Source organism: Olivibacter sp. XZL3, assembly GCF_004368405.1.
GTDB lineage: Bacteria > Bacteroidota > Bacteroidia > Sphingobacteriales > Sphingobacteriaceae > Olivibacter.
On sequence record NZ_SBJH01000059.1, the window covers coordinates 115,891 to 130,704 of the forward strand.

The following is a 14,814-nucleotide window of genomic DNA, read 5'->3' on the forward strand; positions in this document are numbered from 1 at the left end:
TGTTCTCCCGTGATGTGTATCCGTCCGGTTGACGCTATTTACGAAGGCTTGGTACTTTTGACAGTCGGCCCTACATTTTTCAAGCAGGTCTGGATACTTTGGTGGCTATTATGTTGAAGAGGTCATTCTCAAGCCAAATTATAAGAAAATTTTAACCGGTGGAGGTTTTGGATCCGTCATACCAATGGATTTAGGAAGCTCGATAGATAACAGAATCAGGGAATCTTTGTCCGTTGATATAATTACCGAAAAAGTTAATTCTGCTAATCGTGTTTCCTGTATGGATCATCCTTTGCAAAGCACGGATTGTCTCCTCATCTTTATCAATGACGCGTATGTCTGCCAAGGATAATGGTATTCCGTTTTCTTGTATGGTGGAAAGAATCTTTTGATAATATTGTCTAGAACCATTGTCCTTGACACCCTCCATGGCCAAAACGAGCGACCAGTTATAGTCTTCTTCAGAAATTCTCATCAGGAATGCCGTAGGTACAGAAATTCCCTGTTTGTCCAAAGCAATAATCAATTCCTTTCCCTTTTCATATAAATCTTCTACCAATATTGCTGTATCCATGGTGATCACTTATCCCTTGTTCTTCCCAATCTCATATCCAACCTTTTTTCTCGGTTTTTCCCCTTTTTCGATGAATTTACTGAGGTAACTGAACAGTACTTCTATTTTCTGGTCTTGCTTGATCATTTGTTTTTCTACTTGTTCAACCCTTAAGAACACATCTTTATGAGCTAAGAGTAGCTCTCGAATTTTAGTATAGATGCGCATGATCTGGATATTTACCTGGATGGCTTGCTCGCTGTTTAAAACGCTGGATAGCATCAAAATACCATGTTCTGTGAAAACATTAGGCAGATAGGTTCTGCCTCCTCTTCCTGCTTTTGAGGTCGCAAATTGCGACCTCAAAGATTCCCATTCGATTTCATTCAATTGAAACATGAAGTCTTCGGGGAAACGAGCCATATTACGTTTAACCTGCTCATTTAGGCGCTTTGTGGTTACTCCATATAGTTCTGCTAGGTCGCTATCTAACATTACTTTCTGCTCTCGAATAAAATATATTTTATTAATTACTATTTCATCGGGTATAACGGATCTGTCATCTATTGATTTGGTTTCGGTCATGGCTAATCAAGGGTTTAGATTGACTACTGTTTATGGCTCTAATATAGTGAAAATAGGAGTATTTCGAGAAATGTTTTTAGCGTTTCGTATCAACTTATGTATACGCTAGAGGAGATTTTAGCATAGGCATAATCCTTTTACTAGTTTTCTTTTGATATCTCTTCCAGCGGTTTCTTTAACGCCCACACAGACTTTAAGTAAGATTGAGAACGTATAATCTTCATAAGTATTTTCGATTTTACTGATTTTTGCTCTCGTCACACCGTCACATTTATCTGCTTAAGTCCTCCTGAATCCAATCTTCTTCAAAGCCTAAATCTTTTTTATTTTTTTTCCTATCGTTGAATAGGGGATTTTATGCTTGGTGATGTAGGGTCTTATTCGCCATTGGCAAAAGCATCATCGTTTTCTTTCTCAAGGATACTATTGAAAAGAAATATTAAATCTTCCCAATGATGAACGACAAGTGACAGATAGTATCTTAATAAGTTTTGAACTTATAGAAACAAGGGTAAAACCAATTGTTCCTTATTGTTTTTCATGGCTTTTAACTTGTGCTTCAGATTTTCCGGATTTAGTTGGAGTTGAAATCAGTAGTTCTCTAATATCTACATTTAAAATTTTCGCAATTAACGGTAATTTATTGGTTTCCGGATAAGTCTTATGATTGATCCATTCTGAAACGGTACCTGTATTTACACCCACTAGCTCCGCGAACACCTGCTTTTTGACGCCTTGTTCAGCAAGTATTGCACCAATTCTAAATATTGCCTCTTTCCTTGATTTTTTAGCCATCGTACGTTTATTGCAGCTAAAATAGCACATTTATAGCTGATTTTCAAAATGTAAATGCTTGATATTCAATGCGTTATTATGTTTTATTCATAATTGTTTATGTATAAAACATAATATATTATGATTTAAATGAAAAATATAGTAGTTTTGAATGTGGTTTCCAATTTGAGAAACCTTAGGCATTAATTAAAGAGTCTCGACTGCAAATTCCGACACTTTGCGAACGGACGAGGCGGTAGGTTAATGCCTGTGGTGGCTTTTGTGTACATTTGTATCACTATAGCGCCACGGGCTCTATCGTAAATCCGTTCCGTTCGGCCGTCGGAAGCCTGCAGTGCGGTTGATGGAGCCCGGGCTATAGTGAAAGGCTTCGCTGCTAAAGAGACTTGCCCATTGAAGCGAGTTATGAAAAGAAAACCTAATCCAAACCAATCCAACCAACGTTCTAAAGCATTAGAACATGCGCCTTGTTATGTAAGTCAATTACATTCCCGTAAATTTCTCTTCAAAAACATTATCCGTAAGCCCGAATAGCTCCGGTTAAAATTTCTTTGAGTACCTAACAAGATTTTTTAACCCAACCTATTCAAAAAAATGAACGATAAAATCGTAAGGGCTGTGCTATGGCCGAAGCACAAGCTGTCAGAAATCAGCTGTCAGCTATCGGCTGGATACCAGATCAAAAAGAGAAATAAAGATAAAAGAAAGCGACGAACGACTTCCGGTAGAGACGAACGACCTACTAAAGGGCAGGCCTTGCGCCCCCTTAAACCTTATGCCTTTTACCTTATAACCTTAAAGATTTTGTTCTGTGTTTGTTTGGCACACGCCCGGCAGTCCTCCTCCCCGGAGGCTGCCCACGGCGTGGCTTTGCAAAGTTTTTATCTACTTAATGGACAAGTTGTATCTGCCGAAACAAATGAACCACTGGATGGAGCTACTGTAAAAATATGGGAACAGAATGTCAAGGTCTTGACGGATGCGGATGGTATGTTCCGGTTGACAGTGCCCGATACAGGTGGGATTTTGCTCGTCAGTTATGTAGGCTATAAGATTGCCGAAGTTCCCTTCGGAGGGAGCCAATCGACCCCGTTAAAGGTTCGATTGGAAAGCAATGGCACCCAGCTGGAAGAAGTGCAGGTGAGTACAGGATACCAAGTTTTACCCAAAGAAAGGGCAACGGGGAGTTTTGTGCACATGGATAGTGCTTTACTAAACAGAAGGATTTCAACGAATATTCTTGATCGTTTAGACGGGATGTCCACAGGGATATACTTTAATCGGGCCAATACCGGAAATATAGCGACCTCTCCACTATTGAAAAATACGGGGATCAACATTCGCGGTGAAAGTACCTTCAACAGCTCTACTGACCCACTGATCGTTGTGGATAATTTTCCTTATGAAGGCGAGATTAGTAATATCAATCCTAATGATGTCGAGTCTATTACTATTCTTAAAGATGCTGCAGCCGCTTCCATATGGGGCGCGAGAGCTGGTAATGGGGTGATCGTGATTACTACAAAGAGCGGAAAACAGAATGAACCGCTGAAGCTGAATGTTTCGGCTAATGTGAGTATTACGGAAAAGCCTAATCTTTTCTATGATCCTTTTTATGTGGGGGCTAGCGATTATATCGAGTTAGAACGGTATCTCTTTAATCAAGGATATTTTGATACCGACCTCAATGATAGGCGCTCATGGCCGTCTATAACACCCGTAGTAGATTGGCTGGCTAAACAAAGGAACGGTGAGTTGACCGAAACTGAAGTTAACGATAGGTTGGCTCAGCTTGCTAGCAACGATGTGCGCCAGGATTATGCGAACTTTATATACCAACCGGCTATCAATCAGCAATATTATATTGGCGTGCGCGGAGGGAACAACAAACTGGCTTATAATTTTTCTGTTGGGCATGACCGTAATCGTGAAAGCCTTGTAGCTAACCAGTTTCAGCGTACGTCCATAAATAGCAATCAAACCTACTCTTTTTCAACAAAATTTTCAGTATCCCTAGGGTTAAACTATAGCCAAAATAAAACGACACAGAACAATGATTTTGCATATGGATCCTATAGTTCCGTAGGAGGTAAATACAATCGTATTTATCCTTACGCACGATTGAAGAATGCAGACGGTTCCAATGCTGATATTCTACGAGGGATCAATGGTATTTATCTCAACGAATGGGAAACCGAAGGAGGCATGGATTGGCGTTATCGGCCCTTAGATGAAATTCATTTAACTGACAATTTTACCAAAGTTAACGACCTGCTGTTGAGGGTTTCGGCTGATTATCAAGTTGTGCCCGGATTCACCGCACGCCTGTTTTACCAGAACGAAAGACAGACGATCAATAGCTATGATTATAGCAACCCACTATCGTATAATGCGCGTAATATGGTCAACAGATTCGTAGTCAGAGGGGAAGATGCCAACGATTGGCAGTATAATTTTCCACAAGGCGGCCTGCTGGATCTGGGCAATTATGAATGGCTTTCCCAGAATGCGAGAGGACAATTGGACTATAATCAGGCGTTTGGCCTTCATGAGCTGAATGGTATCCTTGGAACTGAACTGCGAGAATTGAAAACCGAAGGCTATAATAATAGCTTTTATGGCTATGACGATCAGTTTGGTACCGGAGTGGGTTTTCTCGACTATACTACATGGTACCCAGCAAATCCATCAGGTTCTGCACTGATTCCTGCACCGCCAAGTGGCATAGACGGCCAATTGAACCGATATGTTTCTTATTATACCAATCTTGGTTATTCTTATGCAGGTAGATATCTGTTAAATCTGAGTGGCCGGAAGGATGGAGCAAATCTCTTCGGTACAAAGCCCAATCAAAGGGTTACCCCGCTTTGGTCTGCCGGGTTGGGTTGGCTATTGAGCAAAGAACATTTTTATCCTTTGGCATGGTTGCCCTATTTAAAACTTCGGGCAACCTATGGCGTTAATGGCAACGTATACAATTATGGTTCGGCTTATCTCACTGGGTCTTATTCCACAGACACACAAACCGGCGCAAAGGTCATTGTGGGCGCCAAAGCTCCAAATCCTGAACTGGCTTGGGAAAAAGTAAGGAATACCAATCTTGGGGTTGACTTTGCATCTAAAGCAAATAGGATTTCCGGAACGTTGGAATTTTACTGGAAAAAAGGACGGGATTTGATCCAACCCACCAACCTTGCTCCGCAAACAGGATTTACCACTTTTATGGCCAATACAGCCAGTAGCAATACGCAAGGTTTGGAACTAAACCTCAATGCTAAGATTTTGGTAAAGGCTTTCAAGTGGAATAGTACCTTATTATTGAGTACCGTGAACGATAAGGTGATACGGTACGATGCTCCGCTGACTTCTACAAGTATCCAATCTGCCGGAGGGGTGGTGGGCAGGCCTATGTATGGCCTCTTTAGTTACCGTTGGGCTGGTCTCGACCCGCAAAGCGGTGATCCTTTAGGATTTCTTCAGGGGACGGTCAGCAACGATTATAACGCTATACGGAATAACTATAGTCCTGACAGCCTGGTGTATAACGGAACGATTCGGCCTACTGCTTTCGGCGCATTTCGGCAGGACGTCAGTTACCGTAATTTTAGCCTTTCTTTCAATATTACTTATCAGTTGGGTTATGTTTTCCGTAGGTCTTCCGTGAATCTCAATTATGCAAACTTATTGGCTACAGGACTACATAGCGATTACCTGCAACGGTGGCAGCAACCGGGAGACGAGCAGCATACTCAGGTGCCTTCTATCAGTTATGCCAGCAATACGAATCGTAGTATATTCTACCAGTATTCGGAGGCGTTGGTGGAAGATGGTGACCATATTCGTCTGCAGGACGTACGTTTGTCCTATCATTTCAATGATCGGTTATGGGGACGAAGTGGGATTAAAAATTTAGAGATTTTTTGCTACGCTAAAAACCTGGGCATTTTGTGGCGCAAAAATAAACTGGGACTTGATCCTTTAGCTATTTATTATGGCAATTATCCTGCCCCAACTTATTGGTCATTTGGCGCTTCTTTTCACCTTTAACATAAAATTTAATCAATATGAAACAGATAATAAGCTATATAATGCTGATTACTTTGCTACTAAGCTTTGGTTCCTGTAGCAAAAAGGATGAATGGCTTGATGTCAAAAGTAGCAAGGGTTTTGTAGTGCCTGAAACGCTTAATGATTTTCAAGCCTTGTTGGATAATTCCAATGTGATGAATGGCAATTTTTCCACCCCGGGTCTAGTTGGCTCGGACAATTTATATATACCGGATGAAATATTGCCAACCGCTACGGAGACCGAACGGAATCTATACCTCTGGGCAGACGAAATATGGGCCGATGGAACAAGTGCGGAATGGAATCTCATGTATGCGATCGTTGAGTATGCCAATTTGGTTTTAGAAGGTCTGGATGATTTAGATGAGGCACAGTCAGAATATGCGAATGTAAAGGGGCAAGCTTATTTTTTCAGGGCTTATGCTTTTTACAACATTACGCAGGCTTTTTGTAAGGCTTATGATGCTTCAACTGCCTCCCTTGATCAGGGCATTCCATTGCGGTTAACGACTGATGTAAATATCATCGTGTCCCGTGCCTCTTTATCTGATACATTTCAGCAAATGTTGGCAGATGCTCAAGAGGCAGCGGCCCTCTTGCCTGATGAACAAAAGTATATACAGAGGCCATCTAAAGCAGCCGCTTTGGCATTGCTTGCAAAAATATACCTAAATATGGCTGATTACGGACAGGCAGAATATTATGCAGATCAAGCGTTATCCATCAACGATAATCTGCTCGATTTTAACAGTGACCTCGTTTCAGAGAATATTACCTACAGATTTCCGGCAAAAGGAAACGGTAATCCGGAAGTATCCTTTTACGCCGATGCTATTGCTTATCGCTCCGTTCGTCCATTGACCTCAAGTTACGGCATTATAGACTCTTCACTTTATTCAAGTTACGAGGATAATGATTTGCGTAAACGCTTCTTCTATAGAATCGCCGAAGGTTATCCAAAGTTTATTGGAGGTTATTCGGGAACCCTAGCAAATTTCTGCGGCATAGCAAATAATGAAGTGTTATTAATTAGGGCGGAAGCTAGGGCTAGACTGGGGGCATTGGAACTGGCTTCTGCAGATCTGGATTATCTATTGGAGCATCGGTTTGCCCACGGTACTTATCGTCCTTTGACTATAAATACTCAACAAGGCTTGTTGGAGGCGATTCTTTTGGAGCGCCGAAAAGAATTGCCATTTACGGGTAATTTACGATGGGAAGATCTTAAACGGTTGAATCGAGAGACGGCATTTCAAAAAACTTTAACAAGAAGAGTGGGAGATAGGGAGTATACGCTCCCTCCAAATGATATCCGCTATGTTATGCCGATACCTATGCAGGAAATAGAACAAAGTGGGATACACCAAAACGAAAGGTAATATTAATGAAAAACTTTATAAGATCTTGTATAACGTACACTGCGGCAGTTGTCTTGATCAATTTACTGTCTACATTGACTAATATCTCAGTTTTTGCTTCCGAAAGTTCTTACACATTCCGAATAACGGTGGACCTCCAGGACAGTAAGGAGGGTGATTCGTTAACATTGGTCGTAGCCGATGGGATTTTTGACAATTATAACAGCGGACAACAATTTACCGTTGGGAGAAATAGCCGAGGGGTTTATCAATTTAATATTACTAATGAGGAGAGTTACGGTTTTTTCTTTTTGTTAAAAACTAGAACATTTAGCTATAAGGGCGGCCCAAATAAAATGGCTATGGTGATTGAAAAGCAGTTTTGGGAAAAGGGGGACGATGTTTCTTTGGAGTTGGCGTATCGAGAAACATTTGGAGGAATATATTCCCAATGTGCTTTTTCCGGTGAAGGATCAGCGAAATATACTGCACGATATAAGGTTTTTTCAGAGCAATCTGCGACGAACGTTCAAACGGAACTGAAGAACAGAAGTCTGCTTTCTGATCTTTACGCCTTGACCGATCGGCAGCTTGATCAGTTGGAAATATTGCAGCATTATAGACCGATGACGAGTAGATTAGCGTATGATCTGATCAAAGCAGATATATTGTTTCAATACAAAAAGACTATGCTGGATCTAGAAGTAAACCATCTAACGGATTTAGGATCACAGATAGCCTCGGTAGATATATTGAGAAAACCTGATTCTTATCTTGACCTTGCTCCCGAAGCATTGAGTTTATCGAAAGCATATCTTGATTTTACTTTGAAGAGATTTTCAGCGTATGTGAATATAGCTCAAAAGGAGGAAGAATTGTTAGCAGGTGTTTTTAACTTGATTAATACTAATTTTAATGGGTTATTACGTGACAGGCTCTTAGCATACATGGTGGTTGTTTTGGCGAAAGGGAAAAAACAAGATGTCCTTTATCGACACATGCTCTCCTTCATTGAGGATCCTATGGCGGTATCGGTTTTGAAACGACAGCTTGCCATCACTTCCAAAAGGCAATTGGCAAATTATTGTTTTGAGCGTATGGAAGGAGGTGACATTTGTTTAGACGAATTTAAAGGGAAAGTGGCGTTGATCGATTTTTGGTTTGTAGGATGCGGTTATTGTACCAAATTGTACAAACAGGTGCTTAGCACACTTGAAAAGGAATTTGTTGATAGTAGTGAACTGGTTTTTCTATCAATAAACATTGATAAGGACAGAGAAAAATGGTTAAAAGGCGTAGCGTCGGGAGAATATACTGGTGATAGAGCGATTAACCTCCGTGTAAACGACGTCGACAAAAGCATATTAGCAGATAATAAAATAACATTTTTCCCTACACTGATATTGATCGATGGGAATCGAAAAGTTTTGGACTTTAACTCTAATGATTTACATGATTTGGTAAAACTGCGAAATAAAATAGCATCGTTGGTAGGTAGTAAATAAGAAAAGGGCCCTGAGCCCTTTTCTTATTAAAATGAATCACGCCACGCATCTATGGTGAGATTCATCTGGTTATCTATTACTTGCTTGTCCACCTCGCTGGGAAGTGTGGCAGAGCCTGTAGTAGTAACCTGGCATGGACGAGAGCCTGTAAGATTACATTCTTCTCCTTGCTCTGGATTTTGGGAAAGCAAATAGGTGTTAGCGGTTTCGCCGATAACATAATAAGTGGTTGCTCTCTTACTGGCATGGAAGAAGGATGTGCCGTTTGCTCCGGCGTAGGCTACACTTCCTGTGATTAACATTCCTAGAATGGCAATCACATTCATCCTTTTTAGTAAGTTTTTCATGATACTAAAACCATTGAGTGAAGTGCTGAATTCCTCAGGTACAGTCACATTACCTGCCGCTTGGGTTTCCCGGGATCTAAACCGTTGCGGTTAACCGTTTTTTATTTCACAGGGGAAATCCGTACCCTGCATTGAGGCCTATCCAATAGTCTGTATATGCCGTTTGTATTTCTTAAATTGAATAAGCCGGTTGAACCATCTTTTTTCAAGGGCAATGGCGATAAGGGCAAAGACAATGAATACCAGGTTAAAGTTTAATTGATCCCGATAGGTGCCATCCTCAGAAAGAATGCCTCCACAGCTACAGGGTATCCTATCAAAGAACTTATTCATCCCTAGGATGATGTATAGGCAAAATCCACTGAGCAAAGCAAAAGAAGCCCATAGGCCAAGCAGCTTTTTAGGTTTATAAACTAAACACCCGAGAATCAGTAGTTCAATCAATGGTATCAGCCAAGTCAGTATGTCTGCAATCGCATCGGGAAAGACCTGGTTGCGCATCTGTCGATGTGCTTCTTCATAGTCCGAAAGTTTGCTAACAATAGCATAGAAAAACATCATCGCTATAAAAGCCGTAAGTGCATTGATTATTTTTTCTCTTTTCATTTCACTTCTCCTTTCTTTTTAACCAGCGGCCGGCGATTGATTCACCCGGCAACTTCTACCTTTCCCTTTCCATTTAAAAGTAAAGTTAGTGCATGTATCTGCTTGGCAGTTAGCGTTTTTTGGCCATCTATGTTGTTTCTTTTGGTCATTTTGCCGGGGGCGTTTTAAGATGGCGCAGACGGTATGAACTTGGAGAAATACCGTAATGCCGCTTAAAGCGTTGGTGAAAGGAGGTGTTTACGGTATAGCCTAAAAAATGAGCAATTTCTTTGATCGGCATATCGGTATGGACGAGGAGATCAGCCGCCTGTTCCATCCGTTTCTGTTGAATGAATTCCGCCAAACTATAACCATAAATTTGATAATGCTGGCGTCGTAGGGTCCGGTAATTTACTTTAAAAAATGCAGCTATCGCTGCGATTGAAATAAGATTTCCCTTTGGTATCTGTTCTTTTATGTAGTTCCGGATGGAAGTGAGCGGGTCTTTATTTTTTGATGCCGATGCGTTTTTTCTTTTGAGCTCTTCCTGACTTAAATCTAAGAGGGCAAAGCAGTGCTTATAAATCAGAAGATCATAATGAAAGCGTTTGACCTTGGGCAAAGTGAAAAGGCTGAGAAGCTGCTTGTGTATTTCTTCATGGATGGGACAGAACTGGTTGTGTTGTGCTTCTTGCTGTTGTGCCCGCTGGCTATCGAGGAGATGATTGAAACCCTCCATACTACGTCTTCCATATCGTCTCAACCAATTCGCTTTGATCACAAAATAAAATAGCTGATGCCTGCCACCTGCGAAGTGGACGGTGTACTTGCCTGCCGGGATGTAGGCCTGTGTATAATGGGCTTCCTTTGTTTGCAGCACTTGCTGTGCTAGGCGGTCGATACAGTGAATGCGATGTTGTCCTTGTAATTGGTAAAGCCAATATAAATCGGATCGTTGGAACCTCAGCTCCAGTTGCAGCGGGAATGTTGAATCGACTTCGGCTAAACAGATAAAAGCATCCGGGGCATCGTAATATTGCTCAATTACCGAAAACTGTCGGTTTTGCCAATAGTTGATTGCTGCCAGGGCCAAGCGTTGGGATGTGGTGGCAGGCAGTCGCTCACCGTGTAGTATATCGGATTCCTTGTCGGTCGGTAAATCAATAAGTACAGGTTTTACCATAGGCACCGCTGTCTGTTTCTTGTAAGGCAAGTTCTGAAAAAAGAACGGCTGGGCGTTTAAAAAGTATTACTATGCGGAATTTGGGGCTTAGTTGACGTTTTTTTCGGCTTAGATGGTAGAATTTTAGCTTTTTCCGGCAATTGATCTCCAAAAACGGTAAGGTAAAGAAATTCCTTTGACTTCATACCCGGAAGTATCACTTTTGAAACGTGATCACCAAGAAAACCTTCTGCCTGGCCAGATAAGAAGTCGGAAGTGCCCTTCTCCGTAAATAGGGCGATGTTTCAAAAATTAATGGAGTTAAATATGTCACAGTTACAAATTGAACTGATCAATCGCGTATTGCCTACACTTGGGACACCTCTTTCGTTAAACCAACTCATTGAAAGGAATGAATTGGATGACGATGAGAATAAATGCCCATTTGAGATTTTCTAACCTGTACCGGAGGATGCAAAGGCATCCTCCTTTTATCAACTTTTAACAAAATCGTAATTATGAATACTTATCTGGAAAAAATTCAACCACTTATCAAACAATATAGTGAGGAAGCGCTTTTTGACGATGATGCAATCGTTCGTTCGTTTGCTTTTTTTGGCGCCCAATTGCAACATTTTGAAACGGGCGTGAAAGCGGAAAAACTGCTTCGATTGTTCCGACAAGCGCGTCTTCATCAAGCGATTACCTTGTTTGATCAGCGTAAGCCGGAGGCCTTGGCCATCTTTGATCGGCCTGCGTGGAGTAAACTGCATGCTTACCTTGATAAACCCGGTATTCTGGCAACTTATCATGTCGGTTCGTATCGTCTACTCGGCCGATGGCTAATGCAACAAGCGATTCCTTTTGTTCTGCTCATATCAGAAGTGGTTGCAAAACAGAAGGGCTTTCAATCTTATCTGCGCGCTAACGGTAGCCAGGGTTTCCGATTGCCGCCGATTTTATTAGCCGAAGACCCATATGTTGTCCGCAAGATGTGTAATTATATTAAGCAAGGTTATTATGTATTGGTTTATACGGATGGAGGGCGCGGACTCGCCGTGCGACGTGATCTGAATAACGCTGCATCCATCCCTTTCTTCGCAGTAAATCTCCTTGTCCCAAGGGGCATTCCCATGCTTGCCAAGCTTGCAGCATGTCCCATCTATCCGGTTATCGTTCCGCGAACAAAAGCATATCTGCCAAAATTGATTACCCATAATCCTATTTATGTGGCAAAGGATACCGACAGATTCGAAGGTGTGGATAGCGTGTTGCATCAACTTTTCGGCATATTGCAGCTCACCTTAAAGCAAGCTGATCACTTGCATCAGTGGGAACATTGGCTTTCGGGGCAACCGAATGGTAGATACCCAAGGAATAGGGCCTGGAAGATAAAGGAAGGGAATGCATACCGGTATTTTCCGTATCGAAGCCGCAACCAATGCTATATTTTGTGTGCAGAAACCATGATGAGCTACCGAATCGGGGAGGGGCTGTACCGCGATTTTGTGAATATGCTTAAATACTTATATATTTAAGTTTTTACTTCCTAGATTAATCGCAGAAGGGTAATTCCTCATGCTTAAATCTAACATTTAACAAACACAGCTTATGATGAAATGGTTACCCAGAGTAAGCCGTAAGACTGTTTATTTTCATATAGCAGCCTGGCTCATTTATATCCTGATTATGTACCGGCACAATCTGAACGCTTATCCAGATCGTTCCGTGGGACGTATTGTCGTATTGGTCGTGCTTTTGGCACTCGTATTTTATGGATTGCTTTCCCTCCTTTTTTGGTTTTTTCGGCCATCCCCAAAGAGGCGGTCGCTAAGGCCGGTACTTTGCAGTGTGCTTGTGTTTTTGCTCTTTATGTGGCTCTATGTTTATGCAATCACACCCGCCCTGGGTTGGAAGATCTATCGGGAAGATAGGCTGTATTCACACGGTCAGTTTATGGCGAACGCGGGACGTGTGCTGAAGGAAATGGGTAAATACGCTGCTATCTACTTTTTGTTATATCATAACATAAGAAAGGAGAGGAGGTTGGCTCGTTTGATGACGAATTTGCACATTTTGCGCCAAGGCCTACATCATTTTCGGCTTCAGGGACTGGGTGCCCGCGTTGCCCCTCATTTTTTAATGAATGCCTTTAACCGTTGTTATAGTCTTATTTACCATTTAAACGAGGGCTTAGCGGAGCGGCTTCTCCATCTATCGGAGATCATAAAGTATGGTATGGGCGATCGGGACGAGCTGGGACTAAGAACGGTTTTATTGAAACGTGAACTATCGGAAACCGGTAAATTGCTTAACGCTTACTATGGGCAAGAGACGGAGGAAATGCCGATTCGCTTGCTGTGTATGGGCAGTATGCGCGCGTTTCGGGTGCCTGCTTTTACGATAATCTGTTGTGTAGAAAATATACTGAAATATGCGGTGTTGGATGCAGTAAACAAGCAAGCGGTTTTACGTGTGGTGACTGCGGGCGATACCTTACTGATTACGGCCATCAATGGCGTTGCAAAGCGGGAGTCGAACCGAGTATCGAGGTCTTCGGGGCTTAAGGATCTTAAGGCAAGGTTACAACACCTGTTGGGGCAGCGGTTCAGGCTTAGCTACTGGCAAGAGGATAATCTGTTTATTCTCTTGCTTGCCATTGAACGTCATTGATATTATAGCAAATACAGAACAAACATGGACATCTTAACTTGTGGCATTGTGGATGATGATCCGGAGACTATACGCTTATTAAAGAAATATCTAAGCAAAATGCAGCATGTCCGCATCCTCTTTCAAACGACAGCTCCTACAGAAGCACTCGATAAGCTAAGAAAATATCACCCGGACATTCTATTCCTGGACGTAGAGATGCCGGAGCTATCGGCCTTTGATCTGATAAAATGGATAAAGCCTCCCACGAAGGTTGTCCTTTGTACGGGCCACAGGGAATATGCGTACGACGGTTTTGAACACCGGGTGGCTGATTTTTTACTCAAGCCCATTGATTTTTCCAGATTCTTCGATGTGGTAACACGCTTGCGCGAGCCTCAATTTCATGCGATACTCAATAGTATGCGCGTTACTCCACGGTATTGCATTGTGAACGAAAAGAATAACCGTAAAAATTATAAGGTGCTTTTTGAAGATATTCTCTATATTGAAGCGATAGACGGCGGCGCGCAACTCGTACTGGCAGAAGAAGAAAAAATTGTTTTGAGCGAACCGCTGGTGCGTGTATATAATGCGTTGCCGAAGAACCTGTTCGTCCGTATATCGAATTCCTTTGTTATCAACACCGAGTACTATAAGAGTTATGCCGATTCAAAGGTTTTTCTATATCACGTTAAGCGACACCTCCCGATCTCCCGAATAGGACTTGCCAAAGATTTTTCCGACTGGTTAAATGAGCATAAGCTTTAAGTAGATAATGTTTTTTTGACCTGTTAACCTGCTTTTAACCATTCAACGACGATGAACAAACTCGACTTATTATTACAGACAGTGGTACAGATCCACAAGTTACTGGAAAATATAACCGGCCATGGAACGAAAAACGGCGGCAAAAAATTGCCTGATCGTCTCTTGAGTGCCCAAGATGTCATGGACAAGCTAGGAATCAGCGAAGCAACCTATTACCGGCACGTAAAAAATGGCGAGCTAAAGCCGCGGATCAAGGGAAATCGTCATTATTTCTACGAGGACGACCTGGTAGAGGCGCTGGAAGAAAGCCGAAGGCGAGGGCGAATCTGATCCTTCTTCGGCGACCCTTCGGCTATGCTTCGAATACGCTTCGGCGATTGTTCGAGGCTTCCTCGAGACTCGTTCGACACTGCTGCGATAATCCTTCGCTTAG

The 14,814-nt window shown here is 42.1% G+C and carries 14 protein-coding genes; 8 read left to right on the forward strand and 6 right to left on the reverse strand.

Annotated features, from left to right (window positions below; translation table 11 throughout):
- Positions 1–190 precede the first annotated feature (190 nt).
- The 3 genes from EPX21_RS12740 to EPX21_RS12750 form a co-directional block, all read right to left on the reverse strand.
- Entirely contained in the window at positions 191–574 is a 384-nt protein-coding gene (locus EPX21_RS12740; RefSeq protein WP_134090074.1) for a hypothetical protein, read from the reverse strand.
- Between the two features lie 9 nt (positions 575–583).
- Positions 584–1,138 (reverse strand): ORF6N domain-containing protein, encoded by a 555-nt coding sequence (locus tag EPX21_RS12745; protein ID WP_134090075.1) that lies wholly within the window; start codon positions 1,136–1,138, stop codon positions 584–586.
- Between the two features lie 528 nt (positions 1,139–1,666).
- Entirely contained in the window at positions 1,667–1,933 is a 267-nt protein-coding gene (locus EPX21_RS12750) for a helix-turn-helix domain-containing protein (protein WP_166670754.1), read from the reverse strand.
- A 594-nt stretch (positions 1,934–2,527) separates the two neighbouring features.
- On the opposite strand from EPX21_RS12750, the gene EPX21_RS12755 reads away from it, so the two are divergent.
- The 3 genes from EPX21_RS12755 (at position 2,528) to EPX21_RS12765 (ending at position 8,864) form a co-directional block, all read left to right on the forward strand.
- Positions 2,528–5,980, forward strand: coding sequence for a SusC/RagA family TonB-linked outer membrane protein (locus EPX21_RS12755; RefSeq protein ID WP_134090077.1), 3,453 nt, complete (start codon positions 2,528–2,530; stop codon positions 5,978–5,980).
- Positions 5,981–5,997: 17 nt separating this feature from the next.
- A complete protein-coding gene (locus EPX21_RS12760; protein ID WP_134090078.1) occupies positions 5,998–7,380 on the forward strand; it encodes a RagB/SusD family nutrient uptake outer membrane protein in 1,383 nt (460 codons plus the stop codon).
- A gap of 74 nt (positions 7,381–7,454) precedes the next feature.
- Positions 7,455–8,864: a thioredoxin family protein gene (locus tag EPX21_RS12765; RefSeq protein WP_166670755.1), complete on the forward strand. Its 1,410-nt coding sequence runs from the start codon at positions 7,455–7,457 to the stop codon at positions 8,862–8,864.
- A gap of 26 nt (positions 8,865–8,890) precedes the next feature.
- On the opposite strand, the gene EPX21_RS12770 is transcribed toward EPX21_RS12765, so the two are convergent.
- From EPX21_RS12770 to EPX21_RS12780, 3 genes are all read right to left on the reverse strand, one after another.
- Entirely contained in the window at positions 8,891–9,184 is a 294-nt protein-coding gene (locus EPX21_RS12770; RefSeq protein WP_134090080.1) for a hypothetical protein, read from the reverse strand.
- Positions 9,185–9,349: 165 nt separating this feature from the next.
- A complete protein-coding gene (locus EPX21_RS12775) occupies positions 9,350–9,817 on the reverse strand; it encodes a MauE/DoxX family redox-associated membrane protein (protein WP_134090081.1) in 468 nt (155 codons plus the stop codon).
- Between the two features lie 145 nt (positions 9,818–9,962).
- Complete coding sequence (locus EPX21_RS12780; protein WP_134090082.1) at positions 9,963–10,979, reverse strand: helix-turn-helix domain-containing protein; 1,017 nt, start codon at positions 10,977–10,979, stop codon at positions 9,963–9,965.
- A gap of 306 nt (positions 10,980–11,285) precedes the next feature.
- Between EPX21_RS12780 and EPX21_RS23290 the strand changes: the two genes are divergently transcribed.
- The 5 genes from EPX21_RS23290 (at position 11,286) to EPX21_RS12800 (ending at position 14,711) form a co-directional block, all read left to right on the forward strand.
- The gene (locus tag EPX21_RS23290; RefSeq protein WP_255502174.1) at positions 11,286–11,417 is read left to right on the forward strand and encodes a hypothetical protein; all 132 of its coding nucleotides are present in this window, start codon (positions 11,286–11,288) and stop codon (positions 11,415–11,417) included.
- A gap of 59 nt (positions 11,418–11,476) precedes the next feature.
- On the forward strand, positions 11,477–12,496 hold the full coding sequence (locus EPX21_RS12785; protein ID WP_134090083.1) for a hypothetical protein: 1,020 nt from the start codon (positions 11,477–11,479) through the stop codon (positions 12,494–12,496).
- A 73-nt stretch (positions 12,497–12,569) separates the two neighbouring features.
- The gene (locus tag EPX21_RS12790; RefSeq protein WP_134090084.1) at positions 12,570–13,631 is read left to right on the forward strand and encodes a histidine kinase; all 1,062 of its coding nucleotides are present in this window, start codon (positions 12,570–12,572) and stop codon (positions 13,629–13,631) included.
- A 24-nt stretch (positions 13,632–13,655) separates the two neighbouring features.
- Positions 13,656–14,381 (forward strand): LytTR family DNA-binding domain-containing protein, encoded by a 726-nt coding sequence (locus EPX21_RS12795; RefSeq protein ID WP_134090085.1) that lies wholly within the window; start codon positions 13,656–13,658, stop codon positions 14,379–14,381.
- A gap of 51 nt (positions 14,382–14,432) precedes the next feature.
- The gene (locus tag EPX21_RS12800) at positions 14,433–14,711 is read left to right on the forward strand and encodes an AlpA family transcriptional regulator (protein WP_134090086.1); all 279 of its coding nucleotides are present in this window, start codon (positions 14,433–14,435) and stop codon (positions 14,709–14,711) included.
- The last annotated feature ends 103 nt before the right edge of the window (positions 14,712–14,814 follow it).

What these genes read in the sequence shown, in the direction of transcription:
- EPX21_RS12740 (WP_134090074.1), bottom strand. Translation starts at nt 574, where the DNA reads ATGGATACAGCAATATTGGTAGAAGATTTATATGAAAAGGGAAAGGAA.
- EPX21_RS12745 (WP_134090075.1), bottom strand. Translation starts at nt 1,138, where the DNA reads ATGACCGAAACCAAATCAATAGATGACAGATCCGTTATACCCGATGAA.
- EPX21_RS12750 (WP_166670754.1), bottom strand. Translation starts at nt 1,933, where the DNA reads ATGGCTAAAAAATCAAGGAAAGAGGCAATATTTAGAATTGGTGCAATA.
- EPX21_RS12755 (WP_134090077.1), top strand. Translation starts at nt 2,528, where the DNA reads ATGAACGATAAAATCGTAAGGGCTGTGCTATGGCCGAAGCACAAGCTG.
- EPX21_RS12760 (WP_134090078.1), top strand. Translation starts at nt 5,998, where the DNA reads ATGAAACAGATAATAAGCTATATAATGCTGATTACTTTGCTACTAAGC.
- EPX21_RS12775 (WP_134090081.1), bottom strand. Translation starts at nt 9,817, where the DNA reads ATGAAAAGAGAAAAAATAATCAATGCACTTACGGCTTTTATAGCGATG.
- EPX21_RS12780 (WP_134090082.1), bottom strand. Translation starts at nt 10,979, where the DNA reads ATGGTAAAACCTGTACTTATTGATTTACCGACCGACAAGGAATCCGAT.
- EPX21_RS23290 (WP_255502174.1), top strand. Translation starts at nt 11,286, where the DNA reads ATGTCACAGTTACAAATTGAACTGATCAATCGCGTATTGCCTACACTT.
- EPX21_RS12785 (WP_134090083.1), top strand. Translation starts at nt 11,477, where the DNA reads ATGAATACTTATCTGGAAAAAATTCAACCACTTATCAAACAATATAGT.
- EPX21_RS12790 (WP_134090084.1), top strand. Translation starts at nt 12,570, where the DNA reads ATGATGAAATGGTTACCCAGAGTAAGCCGTAAGACTGTTTATTTTCAT.
- EPX21_RS12795 (WP_134090085.1), top strand. Translation starts at nt 13,656, where the DNA reads ATGGACATCTTAACTTGTGGCATTGTGGATGATGATCCGGAGACTATA.
- EPX21_RS12800 (WP_134090086.1), top strand. Translation starts at nt 14,433, where the DNA reads ATGAACAAACTCGACTTATTATTACAGACAGTGGTACAGATCCACAAG.